The 19,382-nt window shown below is 65.0% G+C and carries 19 protein-coding genes; 11 read left to right on the top strand and 8 right to left on the bottom strand.

What is annotated here, in order from left to right; translation table 11 throughout:
- The first annotated feature begins 12 nt into the window (after nucleotides 1-12).
- Together EFY87_RS13125 and ligA are read left to right on the top strand one after the other, a co-directional pair.
- A complete protein-coding gene (locus EFY87_RS13125; protein WP_245988633.1) occupies nucleotides 13-1,011 on the top strand; it encodes a uroporphyrinogen decarboxylase/cobalamine-independent methonine synthase family protein in 999 nt (332 codons plus the stop codon).
- Nucleotides 1,012-1,333: 322 nt separating this feature from the next.
- The gene (gene ligA / locus EFY87_RS13120; RefSeq protein ID WP_425459363.1) at nucleotides 1,334-3,451 is read left to right on the top strand and encodes an NAD-dependent DNA ligase LigA; all 2,118 of its coding nucleotides are present in this window, start codon (nucleotides 1,334-1,336) and stop codon (nucleotides 3,449-3,451) included.
- 65 nt (nucleotides 3,452-3,516) lie between these two features.
- Here ligA and solA read toward each other — a convergent pair whose 3' ends face one another.
- From solA to EFY87_RS13095, 5 genes are read right to left on the bottom strand one after another with little or no spacing between them, the layout of a single operon-like run.
- Nucleotides 3,517-4,647, bottom strand: coding sequence for an N-methyl-L-tryptophan oxidase (solA, locus tag EFY87_RS13115; protein ID WP_245988632.1), 1,131 nt, complete (start codon nucleotides 4,645-4,647; stop codon nucleotides 3,517-3,519).
- Nucleotides 4,648-4,652: 5 nt separating this feature from the next.
- Nucleotides 4,653-5,453, bottom strand: a complete 801-nt coding sequence (locus tag EFY87_RS13110) for an amino acid ABC transporter ATP-binding protein (RefSeq protein WP_123272025.1) — start codon at nucleotides 5,451-5,453, stop codon at nucleotides 4,653-4,655.
- A gap of 22 nt (nucleotides 5,454-5,475) precedes the next feature.
- Nucleotides 5,476-6,351, bottom strand: coding sequence for an amino acid ABC transporter permease (locus tag EFY87_RS13105; RefSeq protein ID WP_245988631.1), 876 nt, complete (start codon nucleotides 6,349-6,351; stop codon nucleotides 5,476-5,478).
- Nucleotides 6,352-6,357: 6 nt separating this feature from the next.
- Entirely contained in the window at nucleotides 6,358-7,341 is a 984-nt protein-coding gene (locus tag EFY87_RS13100) for an ABC transporter substrate-binding protein (protein WP_123271942.1), read from the bottom strand.
- Between the two features lie 14 nt (nucleotides 7,342-7,355).
- The gene (locus tag EFY87_RS13095; RefSeq protein WP_123271941.1) at nucleotides 7,356-8,072 is read right to left on the bottom strand and encodes a GntR family transcriptional regulator; all 717 of its coding nucleotides are present in this window, start codon (nucleotides 8,070-8,072) and stop codon (nucleotides 7,356-7,358) included.
- Nucleotides 8,073-8,245: 173 nt separating this feature from the next.
- On the opposite strand from EFY87_RS13095, the gene EFY87_RS13090 reads away from it, so the two are divergent.
- The 8 genes from EFY87_RS13090 to EFY87_RS13055 all read left to right on the top strand — a co-directional run bounded on the left by EFY87_RS13090 (nucleotide 8,246) and on the right by EFY87_RS13055 (nucleotide 17,253).
- Nucleotides 8,246-8,917, top strand: coding sequence for a haloacid dehalogenase type II (locus EFY87_RS13090; protein ID WP_245988630.1), 672 nt, complete (start codon nucleotides 8,246-8,248; stop codon nucleotides 8,915-8,917).
- Between the two features lie 6 nt (nucleotides 8,918-8,923).
- Nucleotides 8,924-10,222: an NAD(P)/FAD-dependent oxidoreductase gene (locus EFY87_RS13085; RefSeq protein WP_123271939.1), complete on the top strand. Its 1,299-nt coding sequence runs from the start codon at nucleotides 8,924-8,926 to the stop codon at nucleotides 10,220-10,222.
- A complete protein-coding gene (locus EFY87_RS13080; protein ID WP_220093623.1) occupies nucleotides 10,219-11,700 on the top strand; it encodes an aldehyde dehydrogenase family protein in 1,482 nt (493 codons plus the stop codon). The genes EFY87_RS13085 and EFY87_RS13080 overlap by 4 nt, the downstream gene beginning before the upstream one ends.
- 44 nt (nucleotides 11,701-11,744) lie before the next feature.
- Nucleotides 11,745-12,812 (top strand): tartrate dehydrogenase, encoded by a 1,068-nt coding sequence (locus EFY87_RS13075; RefSeq protein ID WP_123271938.1) that lies wholly within the window; start codon nucleotides 11,745-11,747, stop codon nucleotides 12,810-12,812.
- 58 nt (nucleotides 12,813-12,870) lie between these two features.
- Nucleotides 12,871-14,127: an aspartate aminotransferase family protein gene (locus EFY87_RS13070; RefSeq protein ID WP_123271937.1), complete on the top strand. Its 1,257-nt coding sequence runs from the start codon at nucleotides 12,871-12,873 to the stop codon at nucleotides 14,125-14,127.
- Nucleotides 14,128-14,155: 28 nt separating this feature from the next.
- Nucleotides 14,156-15,631 carry an NAD-dependent succinate-semialdehyde dehydrogenase gene (locus EFY87_RS13065; protein ID WP_123271936.1) on the top strand — a complete coding sequence of 492 codons (1,476 nt, stop codon included), beginning with the start codon at nucleotides 14,156-14,158 and terminating at the stop codon, nucleotides 15,629-15,631.
- A gap of 109 nt (nucleotides 15,632-15,740) precedes the next feature.
- Nucleotides 15,741-16,043 (top strand): SDR family NAD(P)-dependent oxidoreductase, encoded by a 303-nt coding sequence (locus EFY87_RS13060; protein ID WP_281276206.1) that lies wholly within the window; start codon nucleotides 15,741-15,743, stop codon nucleotides 16,041-16,043.
- A 703-nt stretch (nucleotides 16,044-16,746) separates the two neighbouring features.
- A complete protein-coding gene (locus tag EFY87_RS13055; RefSeq protein WP_123271935.1) occupies nucleotides 16,747-17,253 on the top strand; it encodes a hypothetical protein in 507 nt (168 codons plus the stop codon).
- Nucleotides 17,254-17,338: 85 nt separating this feature from the next.
- Here the strand turns inward: EFY87_RS13055 and EFY87_RS13050 are convergent, their stop codons facing one another.
- The 3 genes from EFY87_RS13050 to EFY87_RS13040 all read right to left on the bottom strand — a co-directional run bounded on the left by EFY87_RS13050 (nucleotide 17,339) and on the right by EFY87_RS13040 (nucleotide 18,550).
- Nucleotides 17,339-17,569 carry a hypothetical protein gene (locus EFY87_RS13050; protein WP_148043329.1) on the bottom strand — a complete coding sequence of 77 codons (231 nt, stop codon included), beginning with the start codon at nucleotides 17,567-17,569 and terminating at the stop codon, nucleotides 17,339-17,341.
- 15 nt (nucleotides 17,570-17,584) lie between these two features.
- The gene (locus EFY87_RS13045; protein WP_123271933.1) at nucleotides 17,585-17,962 is read right to left on the bottom strand and encodes a hypothetical protein; all 378 of its coding nucleotides are present in this window, start codon (nucleotides 17,960-17,962) and stop codon (nucleotides 17,585-17,587) included.
- A gap of 273 nt (nucleotides 17,963-18,235) precedes the next feature.
- The gene (locus EFY87_RS13040) at nucleotides 18,236-18,550 is read right to left on the bottom strand and encodes a hypothetical protein (RefSeq protein WP_123271932.1); all 315 of its coding nucleotides are present in this window, start codon (nucleotides 18,548-18,550) and stop codon (nucleotides 18,236-18,238) included.
- Between the two features lie 198 nt (nucleotides 18,551-18,748).
- On the opposite strand from EFY87_RS13040, the gene EFY87_RS13035 reads away from it, so the two are divergent.
- Nucleotides 18,749-19,156, top strand: coding sequence for a hypothetical protein (locus EFY87_RS13035; protein ID WP_148043328.1), 408 nt, complete (start codon nucleotides 18,749-18,751; stop codon nucleotides 19,154-19,156).
- Nucleotides 19,157-19,382 lie beyond the last annotated feature (226 nt).

Genomic DNA, 19,382 nt, shown 5'->3' with positions numbered 1-19,382 from the left:
GGCTGGCCGCCGGTGAGCGGGCCGATCTCGGCCAGCGGCATCGGCTCGCTGCCGGGCACCGACGTCGAGGGCGCCGCACGAGCGGTGCGCGAGCTGTATGACGACGGCGGCATCCCTTACCTGCCGGAATTGCCGGCGCGGGGTCCGGGCGCCGACCTGGTCGGGCGCACGGCAGCGCAGCTCGAAGGCCTGGCGATCGATCTGCAGCCTTCCGGGTGGCGGCTGACCGACCGGCAGGGCCGGGACGCCGCTCGTGCCCGAGCGCTTCTCCGGCAGGATCTCGACGTGCTGTCGGAGGTCTACGACGGGTATGCCGGGCCGCTCAAGGTCCAGTTGTGCGGCCCGTGGACACTGGCAGCGACTCTCGAACTCCCGCGGGGCGGCCGGGTGGCCGGGGATGCCGGCGCGACGCGCGACGTCGTGCAATCCCTGGCGGATAGCGCGCTCGACCTGCTTGATCGGGTGCGCCGCCTGGTGCCGGCGGCGACACTGGTGCAGCAGTGGGATGAGCCGGCTCTGCCGGCAGTCCTCGCCGGGCGGCTGCCGACGGCGTCGGGCTTCGGCCGGGTGCCGGCGATCGATCGGTCGGTCGTGCGTGACGGCTTGCTGCAGCTGACCGAAAAGGTTACGGCTAAAGCCGATTCGCAGGTCTTGCATTCGTGTGCGGCGGATGTCCCGATCGCGTTGGTCCGGCAGGTGCCGGGGCTGCAGCTGTCGCTCGACCTGGCGCTGGCCGGCGCCGCGCAGTGGGATGAACTCGCGGAACTGGTCGAGTCCGGCCGGCGCCTCTGGGCGGGCATCATTCCCACCGGTTCGGCGGCGCGGCATCCACGAGAGCATGTCGAGCCGTTCGTGGACCAGTGGCGCCGCGTCGGGTTGCCGACCGCATCGCTGTCGGCTGTTGTCGTCACTCCCGCGTGCGGGCTGGCGGGTGCGACGCCGCCGGACGCCATACGTCTCGGGCGCCTGGCGGTCGACGGGGCGCGGATGCTGCGCGACCTGGTTGGCTGAGCGCCCCCAGGGGACGGCGCTTCCCGCGTCCGGAAACCTCGACCGTCGCGCCTTGGGGACGCGAAACCTCGGGAAGCCCGTCCCGGAGTCGCGACCGTCGCGCTTTGGGGACGCGAAACCTCGGGAAGCCCGTCCCGGAGTCGCGACCGTCGCGCTTTCGGGACGCGAAACCTCGGGAAGCCCGTCCCGGAGTCGCGACCGTCGCGCTTTGGGGACACCGAAACCTTGGGAAGCCCGTCCCGGAGTCGCGACCGTCGCGCCTTGGGGACACCGAAGACGCCGGTTGGGCGGGTTGTCGTCGCCATACGGCAGGATTGCCAAAGTGAGCGAGAGCAACGACATACCAGCAGCTGCGCGGCACGAGTGGGCCGAACTCGCCGATGAGGTGCGGGGGCACCAGTTCGCCTACCATGTGCGGGACGCGCCGACGATCAGCGACGGGGAGTATGACGCGCTCGTCCGCCGGCTGAACGAGCTGGAGGACCAGCACCCCGCCCTGCGCACCCCGGACAGCCCGACCCAGCAGGTCGGTGGCGCGATCTTCAGCACCGGCTTCACTCCGGTGCAGCATGCCGAACGCATGCTCAGCCTGGACAACGTCTTCTCCGCCGACGAACTCGCGGCCTGGATCGCCCGAGTGCAGCGGGAAGCGGGCGACCAGCCGCTGCACTTCCTCACCGAGCTGAAGATCGACGGTCTGGCGATCAACCTGACGTATGAAAACGGCCGGCTGGTGCGAGGCGTGACGCGCGGCGACGGGACGACGGGGGAGGATGTGACCTCCAATGTCCGCACGGTGCACGGGATTCCGCACAAACTGTCCGGAGACGACGTACCCGAGTTGCTGGAGGTGCGCGGCGAGATCTTCATGAGCATGCCGGACTTCGAGCAGCTCAACGCCTCGCTCGTCGAGGCCGGGAAGGCGCCCTTTGCCAACCCGCGCAACACGGCCGCCGGTTCGCTGCGGCAGAAGGATCCGCGGGTGACCGCGAGCCGGGCGCTGCGCATGCTGGTGCACGGCATCGGCGCGCGGCGCGGCTTTGACATCGAACGACAGTCGCAGGCCTACGACCTGCTGCGTGGGTGGGGCCTGCCGGTCTCCACTCACTACAAGGTGGTCAGCACCGGCGAGCAGGTGCAGGCGTATGTCGAGTGGGCCGGCGCCAACCGGCACGCGGTCGAGCACGAGCTGGACGGTGTCGTGGTCAAGGTCGACGAGGTGCCGCTGCAGCGGGCACTCGGCTCGACCTCGCGGGCGCCGCGCTGGGCGATCGCCTACAAGTACCCGCCGGAGGAGGTCAACACCAAGCTGCTCGACATCGAGGTCAATGTCGGGCGCACCGGCCGGGTGACGCCGTTCGGGGTGATGGAGCCGGTCGTCGTGGCGGGTTCGACGGTCGCGAACGCCACGCTGCACAACGCATCCGAGGTCAAGCGCAAGGGGGTGCTGATCGGCGACACGGTGGTGTTGCGCAAGGCCGGGGACGTCATACCCGAGATCGTCGGGCCAGTCGTCGACCTGCGCGATGGCACCGAGCGCGAGTTCGAGATGCCGACGCACTGTCCGTCGTGCGGTGTGCAGCTCGCCTACGAGAAGGAGGGCGACAAGGACATCCGCTGCCCCAACGCGCGCAGCTGCCCGTCGCAGTTGCGCGAGCGGCTCTTCGGGCTGGCCGGACGCGGCGCGTTCGACATCGAGGCGCTCGGCTGGGAGGGCGCGGTCGCGCTGCTCGAATCCGGTGTGCTCACCGATGAGTCCACGCTCTTCGGGCTGACCCGTGAGCAGCTGGTGCGAGTGCCGCTTTACACCCGCGCGGCGAAGAAGACCGACCGGGAAGATGCGGTCGTCGACGGGAAAGTGTTGTCCGCCAACGGGATCCGCCTTCTCGACAACCTGGAGCATGCGAAGTCGCAACCCCTCTGGCGGGTGATCGTCGGTCTGTCGATCCGGCACGTCGGCCCGACCGCCGCACGCGCGCTCGCGACACGGTTCGGCTCGATGGACGCGATCCGGGCGGCATCGGTCGAGGAGTTGGCCGCGGCCGACGGCGTCGGTGGCGTGATCGCGCAGGCGGTGATCGACTGGTTCGAGATCGACTGGCATCGCGAGATCGTCCAGCAGTGGGCCGCCGACGGCGTACGTATGGCGGACGAGCGCGACGAGTCGATCCCACAGACCCTCGCCGGGCTCACCGTCGTGGTGACCGGCTCACTCGAGGGGTACACCCGCGACTCGGCCAAGGAGGCGATCATCGCCCGCGGCGGCAAGGCAGCCGGCTCGGTCTCCAAGAAGACCTCGTATGTCGTCCTCGGCGCGAACGCCGGCTCCAAGGCCGACAAGGCCGAGCAACTCGGCGTGCCCACGCTCGACGAGGCGGGGTTCGTCGACCTGCTGCAGAACGGACCGCCCGAGGCGGATGGCGATGATCTGGGCGGTTGAGCAGCGAAGGAGCGCATCGAATCGGAAGTGCAAGCCCCTCGATGAGGGGTTCCTTGGGGTTTCGGTCACGCGAAGCGTGCCGGGTCGGTGAATGACGGCGCCGCTGCACGGTCCGGATCCAGCGCCAGAGACGCGGCGATGGCGCCGAACCCGCTGGCCATTTTGAAGCCGGCGCCACTGAATCCGGTGGCAAGCACAATCCGGCGCGATCCCGGCGCGAAGCCGAGCAGCGGAATGCCATCGGTGGTGTAGAGATCGGGGTAGGTATCCGCGCGCACGACATACGGGATCAGATCCGGAAAGTAGCTCGCGGCAGTCTGACGCACCTCGGTCATCTCCGCTTCTGTCGGCACTCGAAGCAGGTCGTCAGGGTCGTGGGCGCGACCTGCCCGACCGTCAAGGCTGGCTTTGACTGTCGTCCCATCAAGAGAGGGCGCACCGTACATCGAAGTGCCCTGTGCAATGTGAATGAAGATCGGGAACACCTCGGGCGCGAACAGCTCAGGGTCACGGGCTTCGAACCAGGTCAACAGGATTCGCGTGGGGTACACATTCTCCCGAAGTCGTTCGGGTAGCAATCGAGTTGCCCACGCGCCGCCGGTGACGATGACTCGGTCGACGGTCCAGGACCGGTCAGCAGATTCGACCCGGACTCCGTCGTCCGTCTCGGTCACGGCGGTGACAGGGGAGTCCGTGAGGACAGTCGCGCCGTGCTTTTCGGCACATTCGACGGCGGAGAGTACGGCAGTGTCAGTCTTGAGGTAGCCCGCGTGTGGGTCCCATACTCCGACCTCGTCCGGATCGAGATTGTGCTGGGGGTACCGCTGCCTCATCTGGTCGTGATCCAAGACGTCATGGTCGGCGCCGCATGCCCGAATCGACTCGAGGAGTGCGGGGATGTAGCGACCGTCGCGATGCCCGATGGACAGGCCACCGCACCGGCCGAGGATGGCTCGGCCGGACTCCTCCTCCAGCTGACCCCAGAGCTGCAACGACTGCTGCAGGATCGGGTAGTAGGGATCGGTGCCGCGGTAGGTCATCCGGAAGAGGCGTGTGTCGCCACCGACGGCTGTGCGTGGGTGAGCGGGCGTGCGCGCTTCGAAACCCAGCACGGAAGAGCAGATCGTGCTGGCTTGCCAGAGTGCCATGCTGCCGATGCTTCCGACACCGATGACAGCAATGCGTGCGTCGGTCACGTTTCTCAGAGCACCTTCTTGAGGAATTGTTGCGTGCGTGGCTCTTGAGGGTTGGCAAGAACCTCACGGGGGTCGCCGCGCTCGACGATGTAGCCGTCGGCCATGAACAGCAGGCTGTTGGCGACTTCGCGAGCGAAGCCCATCTCATGGGTGGTGACCAGCATCGTCATACCTTCATCGGCGAGCTGGCGCATGACGTCGAGGACGTCGCCCACCAACTCGGGGTCGAGAGCGGAGGTGGGCTCGTCGAAGAGCATGACCTGTGGGTCCATGGCCAGGGACCTCGCGATCGCGACCCGCTGTTGCTGACCCCCGGACAGTTGCGCTGGGTAGTGGTTTCCGTGGCCTTCCAAGCCGACTCGTGTCAGGAGCTCCCGTGCGCGCTGTTTAGCCTGTGCTCTTGTCGTGCGTTTGACCAACGTTTGCCCAACGGTGATGTTCTCCAGCGCGGTCATGTTGGGGAAGAGGTTGAACTGCTGAAACACCATCCCGATCTGGGTTCGCTGTCGCCGCCGATCGGTGCGGGAGAGTGGCCGATAGTGAGTCGCGTCCTCGATGTAGCCGAGGTCTTCGCCGTTGACTCTCAAGACCCCGGAATCGATCTGCTCGAGCCCATCGATGCAGCGCAACAGGGTGGACTTTCCGGAGCCGCTGGGGCCGATGAGCACACAGACCTCGCCGGCTGCGATGTCCACGTTGATGTCCTTCAGCACGGTGTTGGCGCCGAATGACTTGACCAGTTTGCGGATTTGTACGGTGCCGGGTCCGTCCGTATCACCGAGTCCGGCAGGTCGGAACGGCTCCATGGACGGTGTGGGCGCGGACTGCTCAGGCATGTGGCACCTCCACGGTAGGCAGTGGCTTGCCGAGGATCGCTCGGCTGGACTTGTCGTAGTGGGCCTCGATCTTGGACTGGGGGTAGCTCAGCAGGATCGACACCACGAGATACCAGATGCAGGCCACAATCAGCATCGGGATCGTCTCGTAGGTGCGGGCGTAGATGAGTTGCACGCTGGCCAATAGGTCGGCGACGCCCAGCACACTGACCAGCGACGTCTCCTTGAGCATGCTGATCAACTGGTTGCCGGTCGCTGGTATCACGGTCGGCATGGCTTGCGGGATGATGATTTTCCGCATTTTCATCGCTTCGCTCATCCCGAGCGAGTCGCCTGCCTCAAGTTGCCCCTTCGGAACCGAGTTGAACCCACCGCGGACGATTTCGGCCATGTACGCCGCCTCGTTCAGTGACAGACCGATGATGGCCGCAGTAGTCGCACTGATCAAGGCGTTCGTGTTGAGATTACCGCCCACTGGTGTAAAGGGTATTCCCAGTCGGATGTGCGGATAGAGCGCGGCAATGTTAAACCACAGGATCAACTGCACCAGCACCGGGGTGCCACGGAAGACATTGATGTAACAGATTGCCAGGATGCGTACCGGAAGTATTTTGGAGGCACGCATGACCGCGACCAGCAGACCCAGGATGGTGGCGATGAGCATCACCAGAACTGTCATCCAGATGGTGAGCCACAGGCCCTTCAGGACGGTCGCGGCCGTCAGGTAGTGCCGGATCGTGCTCCAGTGGTAGCGCGGATTGGTGATCAGCGTGTAGGCGATCCCCGCAGTGATGATCAGGCAGACCACCCACATGAGGTACTCGTACGCACCTCGCCGGTGGATCCGCGGCTTCTCGGTGGCATCCACGGTCGGTCAGCCCGCCGCAGCAGTCGCGATCGACGCAGTCTTGATCGCTCCCGAGCCCAGGCCCCAGTTGTTGAGGGCCTTCAGGTAGAGCGGGCTGTCGATGATCGACTGCATCGCAGCCTGGATGGCCTTGGTCAGTGGCGAGTTCTTGGGCAGGCCAATGGCCACGAGGTCGGTGCCCAGCGAAGGGGGCTTGTTGTATTGCTTGGCCCCGACACTGAACGTTGATCCGTGTTGTTGGACGGCGTATGCGAGTGATGGTGTGTCGTAGAAGATCCCGTCGATTCTCCCCGACGCCAGCTGGGTGAGTGCTCCATTGACGTTGGGCAATACCACTGCCTGAGCTGCCGGCTTCCCGGCTGCAGAGCACTTCTTGGACAAGGCCGGAAGATAGGTCTGCTGCTGTGTGGTACCGGTCATGACGGCGATCTTCTTACCGCATATGGAGGTGGTGTTGATGTCGAGGTTTTCAGGGTTTCCCGACTTGGTCGCGAGGGATGAACCATCCTTCCAGTAGTTGATCATGTCGAGCGCTTTGAGCCGGTCGGGCGTCGCGGACATGTTCGTCGTGGTGAAGTCGTAGCGGCCACCCTGTAGGCCGGTGATGATCGTGTCGAACGAGACGTTCTCGATGTGCAGCTTGAGTCCCAGCTTGGCTGCGATAAGCCGAGCGATGTCTACGTTGTAGCCCTCAGGCTGATTGTTCGTGGACAGGAAGGACGTGGGCGGGTACTGCAGGTCCATCGCTACCGATATCGAGCCTTTGGACTTCACCGAAGCGGGCAGCAGTTTGACTGCTGCCGGGTCGGTGGCGACGCCCTGGGCAATGTTGCCGACGGTTCCCTTGGCACTGGCACTGGCGCTGCTGCCGCCCGTGCTCGCTCCGGCCGTGCCGGAACCGGACTTCGAACCGCCGCCGGAACTGGAACAGGCGGCCGTGCCGAGCGCGAGACACGCAACGGCGAGGAGTGAGATTGCGCGGGTTTTCATGGTGGATCTCCTGATCAGCGTTGCGGCACGACGGCCGATTGGCGGGAGGCGCGTTCAGCCGGAGTGCTGGCGGCCAAATTTGATTCAGCGAGCGAGAGATGTGCGCTGATGACACTGGTGATCTGGTCCGGGTCATGTGTCTGCAGCGCATCGACGAAATCGCGGTGGTCCTGCATCAGTTCGTCCCCCGAGGGTTTGACGTTCTCCAGCCAGGCCATGCAGGTGACGGTCTCCGCGGATAGCAATTCGTAGGCGGCGACCAGTCTGGAGTTGCCACCGCACTCGACCAACGCCTGGTGGAACGCCAGGTCGGCTCGGGCAACGGCGAGCCGGTCTCCCTCGTCCAGTTGGGTGCGTAGCTCAGTCAGCGCAGACTCCAGGCGCTCGGTCGTCCGCGTCACCGCTGCAGCGCCGGCGTCGATGATTCTTCTGGCGGCGTGAGTCTCGATGGCGATCCGTGCGTCGTAGATCTCCTGGATGTCGGCGTCGGTGAACTCCTTGACCGTCACGCTCTTGTTGCGCTCGGCGAGCAGTAGTCGTTCGGTGACGAGTCGCTGGAAAGCTTCGCGCACGGGGGAGCGCGAAACACCGAGCTGCTGTGCAACGGATTTCTCATTGAGCGCCTGGCCGGGCGCGAGCGTTCCCGTCACGATCAGGCGCCGCAACTCGGTGCAGACACGGTCGGTGGTTGAGGTGAACTCGAGTGGCGAGAGTCGCAGTTCGGCGTCCACGGCAGGTGCTCCTCATCGGTGGATTCCGAGCAATGTAGTGAGGTTGACTACACGGTGTCAACGGTATGCAACATGATTGTCGACAACATGTAACATTCGCGCTAGTGTTTTGACGGGCCGCCGGGACTGTCGTCCCACATCCGCCGCCAACCGAACCGATCGGAGCGCTCACCGTGACCAACTACCGCCCGAAGTACGTGTCCTTCGACTGCTACGGCACACTCATCAACTACGAAATTGACTCCGCGACAAGGAAAGTCGTCCGTGGCCAGATCAGCGACGAGGACTGGCCGGCCTTCCGCAACTCGTTCAGCAAGTACCGGTATGACCAGGTCATGGGCGACTACTACCCGTACCGTCAGGTCCTTCAGGATGCGTACGACAGGGTGTGCCGCGCCTGGCAGATCGAGTCGGACCCGACGGCTGGAGAGCAGTTCGGGGAGGCGGTGCTGTCGTGGGGTCCGCACGTCGACGTGCCGGCGCCGCTCGCCAAGATGGCCGAGAGGTATCAGCTGGTGATCATCTCCAATGCGGACACAGCGTTTCTCGACGTCTCGGTGCCGCGGCTCGGCGCACCGTTCCACGCGGTGTACACGGCCGAGCAGGCAGGCTTCTACAAGCCCCGATACCAGGCGTTCGAATACATGGTCGAGCAGTTGAACGCCTCCCCAGACGACTTCTTGCACGTTTCGTCGCACACCCGCTACGACCTGATGCCGGCTCACGACCTGGGGTTCCGCAATCTGGTCATGCTGAACCGCAACTACGACCCGCCTGCGCACTCCTACGGGTACGTCGATGTCGCGTCCCTGGACGAACTGAACCAGATGCTCGGGATCGACTGAGCTGCAATGAAGCTGGTTTCCTACTGGCAGGACACCGCGACTCCGGCGGGTGACTTCCGGCATACACAGGTCCCGGACGAGGTGGACGTCGCGATCGTCGGGGCCGGACTCACCGGACTCTCCGCTGGGTTGGAACTCGCGCAGGGGGGCGCTCGGGTCGTAGTGCTGGAGTCCCACGGGGTCGGCTGGGGTGCTTCGGGACGCAATGCAGGAATGGCCACCACCGGCCTGGCGATCGGCTTCGGACAGGCGATCGCCAGATACGGCCGAGCTACGGCAGCCAAGTACTACCTGGAATATGACAAAGCGATCAGCGCCGTCGAAGCGCTTGTGCGAGAGCACTCGATCGAGTGCGACTTCGCGCGGCACGGCAAGTTGTCACTTGCCGTCACCCCGCGGAGTCTGGCTGCGATGCGCGACACCCAACGTGAGGTCGCCGAGGTCGGGGGCTTGCCGGATCTGCAGGTGCTGGGACCGGAGGACATTCGCAAGGAGATCGGTTCGGACTACTACCACGGCGGGATGGTCGACCCCCTCGGCGCCGGCCTGCATGTGGGGAAATTCGTCAATGGCCTCGCGACGGCCGCGGTTGCCGCTGGGGCCGTCGTGTGCGAGGCCGCACCGGTTGTATCACTTGACCGGGACGGTGCCCGCCACCTGGTGCAGAGTTCACGAGGTCCGGTCCAGGCCAAGCACGTCTTGGTCGCGACCAGCGGCTACACCTCCTCACTGACGCCATGGCTGCAGCGGCGCGTCATTCCGGTCGGCAGCTTCATCGTCTGCACCGAGCCACTGGACGCTGACCTCGCCAACGAGCTGCTGCCACACGGCCGGATGGCCTCTGACGCCAAGATGCTGACCTACTATTTCCGGCTGACGCCCGACAACCGGCTGCTTTTCGGTGGACGCGCACGCTTCGCGCTGTCCAGCCCGGACTCGGATCGGCGCAGCGCCGAGATCCTGCGCCGGGCGATGCTCGAGATCTTTCCGCAGTTGTCGACTACCCGGATCGACTACACCTGGGGCGGGTTGGTCGACCTCAGCATGGACCGGATGGTCCACATCGGTCAGCGAAATGGCATCCACTACAGCCTCGGTTACAGCGGTCACGGTGTGCAGATGGCGACGTATGCAGGTCAACAGGTGGCACGCAGGCTGCTCGGCACTCAACCGGAGCTGCCGTTCGGCGGCATCGGATTTCACGCCGTGCCCGGGCACGTGGGGCCGCCCTGGTTCTTGCCGTTCATCGGTGCCGGCGCGCACGTCATCGACAGGTGGAATCTGCTGCGAGGAGGAAAGGCGTGAGCGTAGTCAGCGGGATGCTCAGCACAGCAGACACTGCATTGTCGCAGCCACCGGGGGGAGCACTGGTGGCAGGAACTTGGCGCACCAGCCCACGTGACTTGCCGGTGCATGACCCGGAGAACGGCCGCGTGATCGGGCACGTCACGCACTGCTCGGGGACGGACGTCGACGATGCCGTTCGCGCTGCGGTCAAGTCCGTGGGAGATCACTGGCCGTTGCACGCGCGGATCGAGGCGCTCGGCCGTGTCGCAGATCTCGTGGCTGAACGTGCCGAACTGTTCGCCCAAGTGATTGCCACCGAAGGTGTCAAGACGATCGGAGACGCACGCAACGAAGTTGCCCGGTGCGTGGAGACCTTTCGGCTGGCATCTCGGTCCGGCGATGTGCTGACTGGTGAGGTCCTACAGACCGGAGCCAGTCCTCGGGGAGACGGCCGCCTGGGGTGGTTCGTTCGAGAGCCGATCGGTGTCGTGGGGGCGATCAGCAGCTTCAACGATCCGCTCAATCTGGTGGCGCACAAGTTCGCCCCGGCGATCCTCGCCGACGCGCCGATCGTGCTGAAACCGTCGGATCAGACGCCGCTGACCGCCTTGCATCTGGCCCAGGCGTTGCTGGATTCAGGCGTGCCGGCCGGGAGGATCTCGGTCCTGTGCGGTGGCGCCGAGGTCGGTGCGGCACTCGTGTCGCATCCGGACATCGCAGTGGTGTCTTTCACCGGGGGCACTCGCACCGGCGAGGCCATCACGCGCATTGCGGGTGTAAAGAAGCTGCTCATGGAGTTGGGCGGGAACAACGCCACCATCGTCTGTGCTGACGCCGACGTCGACGTGGCCATTGGCAAGATCGTGGCCGGCGCCTTCGGAGTGGCCGGTCAGAACTGCCTGTCCGTGCAACGCGTTCTTGCCGAGCAAGAGGTTTTCGAGCAGGTCCAGGACGGCGTCGTGGCGGGGGCCGCAGCGCTGCGGGTCGGTTCCAAGCAGGATCCGGCCACCGATGTCGGCCCGCTGATCAACGCCGATGCCGTACGCCGCGTCGCGCAACTCGTCGACGATGCCGTCGGTCGCGGCGCAACGGTGCTGACTGGCGGTCGCGAGGACGGCTGCTTCTACCCGCCGACGGTGCTCACCAATGTCCCGCCGGATGCACCGATCTTGCGCGAGGAGATCTTCGGCCCGGTCGTGCTCATCGAGTCGGTGACTACAATCGACGAGGCGGTTGCTCGTGCCAACGAGTGCCAATTCGCCTTGCAGGCAGGGATCTTCACGAAGTCCCTGGAGACTGCGACACGGGTATCGCAGTCTCTCAACGTCGGCACCGTGCTGATCAACGACACGAGCGACTTCCGGCTCGACAACATGCCGTTCGGCGGGTTCGGGCAGTCCGGCATCGGCCGGGAAGGCGTCCGCTACGCGGCGCTCGAACTCACCGCGCCGAAATCCGTATTGCTGCCGGCACTGGGCACGACGCCGACGAACTGATCGCAGCGCGCGTCAGGGGACGAGATCTGAAGGGTTGCAACGGCATGACAGACGGACACAGGTACACGGTCGACCTGATCGCTGGTGACGGCATCGGCGCAGAGGTGGTGCCGGCGGCGACCCGAGTGGTGGACGCGCTGGCGCAGCGGCATGATTTCCAGGTCGTATGGCGGGAGCGTGACTGGGGCTCGGCATACTTCTTCGAGCACGGGCGGATGATGCCGGTGGACGGGACCGAGCAGCTCGCCGACGCGGACGCGATCCTGTTGGGGGCCGTGGGGCACCCGGACTTGCCGGATCACGAGACGCTGTGGGGTCTGCTGATTCCGATTCGCCGGGAGTTCTTGCAGTACGTCAATCTGCGCCCGGTTCGGGTTCTCCCCGGTGTTGTGTCGCCACTGCGGGAGGTGTCTGATCTGGACATCGTGGTGGTGCGGGAGAACGTGGAGGGGGAGTATTCGGCCATCGGTGGCCGGGCGTACCGGGGTAGCGCGGAGGAGTTCGCCGTCCAGGAGGCAGTGTTCACCCGTACCGGGATCAGCCGGGTGGCGCGGTATGCGGCACAGCTTGCCGCGTCGCGTGGTGGATCGCTGACGTCGGCGACGAAGTCCAACGGGATCATTCATTCGATGCCGTTCTGGGACGAGGTGGTGTCCTCGGTGGTGGCGGAGTTCGAGGGTGTCCGGTTGAGGAGCGTGTTGATCGATGCGTTGGCGGCGGCCCTGGTGCTGCGGCCGGCTGACTTCGATGTCATCGTCGCCTCGAACCTGTTCGGTGACGTCCTCTCGGACCTGACAGCGGCCCTGGCCGGGTCGATCGGGATCGCGCCGAGCGCGAACATCAACCCGCCCCGGGACTATCCGTCGATGTTCGAGCCGATCCATGGCTCGGCTCCGGACATCGCCGGCAAGGGCATCGCAAACCCGGTCGGCCAGTTGTGGTCGGCCTCCCTGATGCTCGACCACCTCAGCGAGGGCGCGGCTGCGGCCGACCTGATGAGCGCGGTCGAGGACGTCATGGCCGCCGGCACCCGTACCGCCGACCTCGGCGGATCGGCCCGCACCGAGGAATTCACCGACGCAGTGCTCCGGTCGATCTCCACGCAGTCCTGACCACGCGCGGCACGACATACCCATTGACCACACAATCCCGAAGAACCGAAGGAAACCCATGGCATCGCTGAGCCCGCTGCTGAAACAAGCCACCCCGGTCGTGGTCGACTACGCGTCCGGTAGCTGGATCCACGGCACCGACGGGCGCGATTACCTGGACTTCACGACGGGCATCGGGGTGACCAGCACCGGTCACTGTCACCCGCGGGTGGTCGAGGCGGCGCGGGAACAGACCGGCAAGGTAATCCATGCCCAGTACACGACGGTGATGCACAAGCCGCTGTTGGAGCTGACCGACAAGTTGGGCGAGGTGCTGCCGGCCGGGCTGGACTCGGTGTTCTACGCCAACTCCGGTTCCGAAGCCGTCGAGGCCGCGATCCGGCTGGCCCGGATGGCGACCGGGCGGCCGAACATCGTGGTGTTCCAGGGTGGGTTCCATGGCCGCACGGTGGCTGCGGCGTCGCTCACGACGGCCGGCACGAAGTTCTCGGCCGGGTTCGCGCCGTTGATGGCTGGGGTGCACATGGCGCCGTTCCCGTACGCGTTCCGTTATGGCTGGGACGAGAAGACAGCGGTGGACTTCGCCCTCCGCGAGCTGGACTACCTGTTGGTGAGTCGTACGGCACCGAACGACACGGCCGCGTTCCTGATCGAGCCCGTGCTCGGCGACGGTGGCTATCTGCCGGCCCCGCCGGCGTTCCTGGAGGGTTTGCGGGAGCGGGCGGACCGGCACGGGATCGTGCTGATCCTTGATGAGGTCCAGGCCGGCTGCGGGCGGACCGGGAAGTTCTGGGGCCACGAGTACTCCAGCATCAGCCCCGACATTCTGATCACCGCCAAGGGCATTGCCTCCGGTTTCCCGATCAGCGCGATCGCAGCGTCGGCCGCGTTGATGGCCAAGGGGTGGCCGGGTTCGCAAGGTGGCACGTATGGCGGCAATGCGGTCGCGGCTGCGGCCGGTTGCGCAACCCTGGACGTGATCCGCGACGAGGGACTGGTGGAGAACGCGCGCGTGCGTGGTGAGCAGTTGCGGGACGGGCTTCGGCTGCTGCAGGACAAGTACGCCGCGTTCGCGGACGTTCGCGGACTCGGGCTGATGCAAGGCATCGAGTTCGCCGATGCTGCAGGGGAACCGGACCCGGAGACGGCCTCGGCCGTGCAGCAGGCGACGACGCCACGCGGTTTGCTCACGCTCACCTGCGGACCGGCCGGCAACGTCGTACGGCTGATTCCGGCGCTGATCGTGACCGAGGCCGAGATCGATCTGGGCTTGGAATGCTTCGGCCATGCGCTGTCCGACGTGCTGGCCGCCTGAAACACGATCACGAGACAAGGAGCGGTATATGACTGCAGCAACCGACACCAGAGACCTGATCGCATCCGTGCCGACGGATCTGTTCATCGATGGCGAATGGGTGCCCGCCGCCTCTGGGAGACGGTGCGATGTCATCAACCCGGCCACCGAGGCGGTCATTGCGTCCATCGCGGACGGCGGGCCACAGGATGCTGTGCGGGCGATCGATGTCGCCGCTGTGACGCAGCACTCGTGGGCACAGACAGCGCCACGGGCGCGCAGCGAGATTCTGCGACGAGCCTACGAGCTGATGATGGACCGGCAGGAACAGTTGGCCACGATCATCACTGCCGAGATGGGCAAGCCGCTCGCCGAGGCCCGTGGCGAGGTGACGTATGCCGCGGAGTTCTTCCGCTGGTTTTCCGAGGAGGCCGTCCGCATCGGTGGCGACGCAACGCTCAGCGGCGACGGCAACACGCGGATCATCGTCACCAAGGCACCCGTCGGTCCCTGCGTACTCGTGACGCCATGGAATTTCCCCTTGGCGATGGGGACCCGCAAGATCGGCCCAGCCATCGCTGCCGGATGCACCATGGTCTTCAAACCCGCGCACCTCACGCCGCTGAGTTCGTTCGCGCTGGCCGACATCCTGACCGAAGCCGGTCTGCCGGCCGGGGTGCTCAATGTGGTGTGCTCCTCCGATCCGGGGTCCGTCGTGGAACCGTGGATGCGCAGCGGCAAAGCGCGCAAGGTCTCCTTCACCGGATCGACCGCGGTCGGCGTGCGGTTGCTGGAACAGGCCAGCGAGCACGTGATGCGGTCCTCGATGGAATTGGGCGGAAATGCGCCGTTCATCGTCTTCGACGACGCCGATCTGGACGTAGCGGTCGAGGGTGCGATGGTGGCGAAACTGCGGAACATGGGCGAGGCGTGCACGGCGGCCAACCGGATGTTCGTGCAGCGCGGGGTAGCCGAGGAGTTCGCGCGTCGGCTGGCGGCCCGGATGAGCGAGCTGGTCGTCGGTGACGGCATGACGGACGGCACGCAGGTCGGGCCGATGATCGAACCGAAAGCGGTCGACAAGGTCACGTCCCTGGTGGCCGATGCAACCGGCCGCGGAGCACGCGTGGTGTGTGGCGGCGAACCACTGGAGAGTGCCGGATACTTTTACGCCCCCACCGTGCTCACCGACGTCGATCCGGCGTCGGACCTGATGTCCCAGGAGATCTTCGGACCGGTGGCACCGATCATCCCGTTCGATGACGAAGAACAGGTGGTCCGGCTGGCGAACGACACACCGTGGGGGCTGGTCGGATACGCCTTCACCCAGGACGTCGAGCGTGCGTTCCGGCTGCAGGAGTCCATCGAGGTCGGAATGCTCGGCATCAACACTGGGCTGGTCTCCAACCCGGCAGCACCGTTCGGCGGGATCAAGGAGTCCGGGCTCGGACGAGAAGGCGGCCGCACCGGCATCGAGGAGTTCCTCGAGCTCCGCTACCTCGCTATGCCCCGAACGCGCAGATGAGGCGCGGAGGGGGTAGCGATGACGACAGCTGCCGTCGGTGGCGGTCCGGCAGGAGCCGTGATGAACGTGCTGATAACCGGCGCATCCAGCGGGATTGCTCGACGCCAATGTGCTCAGTGTCTTCTGTCTGATGAAGCACGTCGTCCCATGGCTCCGCGATGCCGGTGGACAGATCGTGCTCGTCAGTTCACGTCTCGGATTGGTCGGCGTACCGAACGAGGTGATGTACACGGCGGCCAAGGGCGGGCTCATCATGCGTGGAAAGGGGGCTGCGGTGGAACTCGCCGCTCGGAATATCCGCGTCAATGTGGCCGCGCCCGGCCTGACCGAGGCCGCGACCCTCGAGGCCGGCATACGACGACGAAGCGATCCGGACGGATGGCTATGTCAAGCCAAATTGGCCCCACCATGACGGCCTGATCTGGCCCCGCTTCGACGGGGCCAAGGTCGGCCACGTCATGACCCGATTCGACTGGATCGCAGACATTCCCGGTGAGCGGCTGGCGTGCGTCCTGCTCGGCATCAAGGCCGTCCGGGTCTTATGAGACGAGCAACGTGTTGGGCGCCGCAGTCGAGAAAGCACCGACCGAGCCGCGATCCTCGCTCTTCCTGGGGTGAGCGCCGCGCTCGAGGCATCGGCTGGCCGCCACAGCTGGCGCAACGTCGACAGCACCACCGCCGACTACTTCACCGCGCTGACCGGATGGGGATGCGAGTTCTCTCGAGTGAACGCTGGGCGAGCGACCTCATCCGCTATCTTGTCGCTGGTAGATCTGCGCTAGATCTTCAACGTCGATTCGTGCCTCGGGGGTTTACTTGTCCCGTCTCCACAAGCTCGCCGGTGCCAGCTGTGTAGGTGTCGCTATCGCCGCGGTGACCGTTGTTGGTGCCACAGCATCTGCGGCGTCTCCAGCAGCTAACAGTCGCCAAGCCCAGTATCAGGCGGGGGTAGCGCTGCCATGGCGCCTGCACACCCCAGGCGCGGGACAACCACTTCAAGCGGTCCGATAGTCGGTTCCACCGACCCGGCCGTCAGTACTTCCACTATGGCACCGTCCGTGACCGCTTCTTCGCCGTCACCAACTACGTCCTACGACGGCGGGGAACCTGAACCGGTGAACATCAGTGCCGCCCCGGCACCGTGTACTCAGGACGACATCGCGGCGAACCGCTGGTCCACCCGAGTCGCCGTGACAAACCCGCGCGATGCCGGACCGCTGGACTATGTCGCTTTTGCGCTCAATCTGAACGACAACAGCCAGGACATTAACGAGCATCCGCACACCGAGCCCTTGCGTTTAGCAGCCGGGGCGACCGGCACCCTCGTATTGAGCGGACCAAGCACCTACTTCCCCGATTACATCATTGTCGGCGGTGGGATCAGCCCAGACGGCCAGAGCGCAAAGACGGTTGGCGAAGTCGACGTCCCCGACCTAGCGGCATTCCTCGAAATCGCGACCGTGTGCGGGACCAAGACCCCGACGCCCGACCCAATAGATCCGACGAACGCCAGTACCGCCTACTCAGGCGGCGCAACCTCATCCCCTGCCACGCCGCAGCCGACCGTTGACGAACCACCAACGCCAACCCCGGCCACGACCCGGATGCCAGTCACCGGCTAGGTCAGCAGCCGCTGGAACTGCAAGCTGCGGCGCTCACGCACGAACGAATGTGGCCAGGGCACTCAGTGCCCTGGCCACAATTCGTTTAAAACTGGTGTGTTATGAGTGGCGGCACCGCTCGATGCGACTTGACCGCGCGCACGCACCAAGTGGTGGCGATCAGTGCGCCCACCACGGGAACGATGACCGTGATCAACCCGAGCAGCAACGCCACCCGCCCGCTCACAGCATGTCGTGACGCGGAGACGAACACGATAGCCAGGGCTACGACCGGCAGGATCACGACAATGACTTCAATAGCGCTTACACCAAACATGTGGACACTCCCGACTCACGGCCCAGTCTTGCTAATGATTCCACTGCCGCCGACGACCAGCTTCTGAACACCGCTCGTCTGTACGTTCAACCCGCGCACGGTCTTAGTGATCGTGGAGTAACAGTATCCCCGATGTGACGATGCCCAGTGCTGGATCGAGTACGAGAAGGTCCGGGACGGCACGTAGTTTTTGATCTGATCGGTGCAGGAGTGATCGCTTGTCACACCGTTGGGTGGCGTGACCCGGTAGTAGTAGTCCAGCCGGCTGCTGGTCAAGGTCATACCGAAGAAGCTCGCCTTCTTCGTCCACCAGGTGTGCACCTCGTAGTACCGATACTTGCCATCAGTGGTGACGACCCCGTCCGTTGAGGTCGCATCCGTGCCGGCCGTCAAGGGGATCGGGCCAACGGGCCCGGTGGATATTGGCGGGCCGGGTGCAATGCCACGTAGCGTAAGTGCGTTTCCCCTGGTCAGAGCATGTTTCGAGCCCCGGTTCGGCCGTCTCTCGGGACCACCTCGCACCCGAATCCGTGCCCTTCCAGCCCTCTACAACCTTACTTGTCGGCTCCTCGGGCCGCCTGAGGCTGTTCACGACGCTGCTGCGGACCGATCTCGGCCCTGCCGCGAGACCTGAAAACAGCTGCTGACCTGCGAGGATGCGTTAGTCTACGTGGCATTGGGGCCGGGTGTGGTGTCGTCACCGGTGTCATCGGTGATCTGGTAGTCCGGGTACTGCGCCTGCAAGCTGTCGTCGAACACGTCCGTGGAATTAGCGCTGTCAGCCATCAGATGCCCAAATTCCAGCTGCTGAGCCGTAGTGAGCGTGTCGAATATCGCCTGATTGTCCGGTGTGAGATCAGCCCGAGCGGCAGTAACGAGTGCCTGATCGCTCGACACTGTGGCTTTGGCCGGGCCGGCATTGACCACACTGACAGCTGCGCCAGCAGTCAACGCAAGCGCGACCCATTTCGTACTTTTCATGAACCCCTCCTCTTCGAGGCTTATTCTGGGGCCGCTTGAGTGATCTGTAAATGACTCGCTGGGTGCGGCATGTCGTGGGGACGTTCGACGGCCTTTTCGAGAGAATTGATGTACCACAATCGATTCCAGAAGAGGCCGTCGAACATGTACTACTCTACAGGACTGACCGCTGATGAGAGAGCCGAACTGTTCTTTCTGGTGGAAGCTGAGTATGAACAATCGGCCGAGACGGTCCGGTTCCCGCCGGTCCTGGGTTTGTACACCTCGATGATGGTGACGTTGATCTACGTGCGGACGAATCAGACACAGGCCGAGATCGGTGAGGCTCGCGGGTGGTCGCAGTCAACGATCAGCCGGGCGATCACCGCGCTGACCCCGCTGCTAGCGAGGGCCCTGGCGATGGTCATCCCGACTGCCGAAGAAGTGGACTTGTCGCAGACGGTGATCATCGATGGATCCCTGCTGCCGTGCTGGTCGTGGCGTGACCATCCGGAGTTGTACTCCGGCAAGCACAAGACCACCGGGTACAACGTGCAGGTCGCCTGCGACCTGCACGGCCGGGTGCTGTGGGTCTCCGACCCCATCGACCAATGCCACGTAGCGTAAGTGCGTTTCCCCTGGTCAGAGCATGTTTCGAGCCCCGGTTCGGCCGTCTCTCGGGACCACCTCGCACCCGAATCCGTGCCCTTCCAGCCCTCTACAACCTTACTTGTCGGCTCCTCGGGCCGCCTGAGGCTGTTCACGACGCTGCTGCGGACCGATCTCGGCCCTGCCGCGAGACCTGAAAACAGCTGCTGACCTGCGAGGATGCGTTAGTCTACGTGGCATTGCC

Source organism: Flexivirga caeni (genome assembly GCF_003724155.1).
Classification (GTDB): Bacteria; Actinomycetota; Actinomycetes; order Actinomycetales; family Dermatophilaceae; genus Flexivirga; species Flexivirga caeni.
The sequence above is the reverse complement of the archived record's forward strand: the minus strand, read 5'-3'. Positions and strand labels throughout refer to the sequence as shown.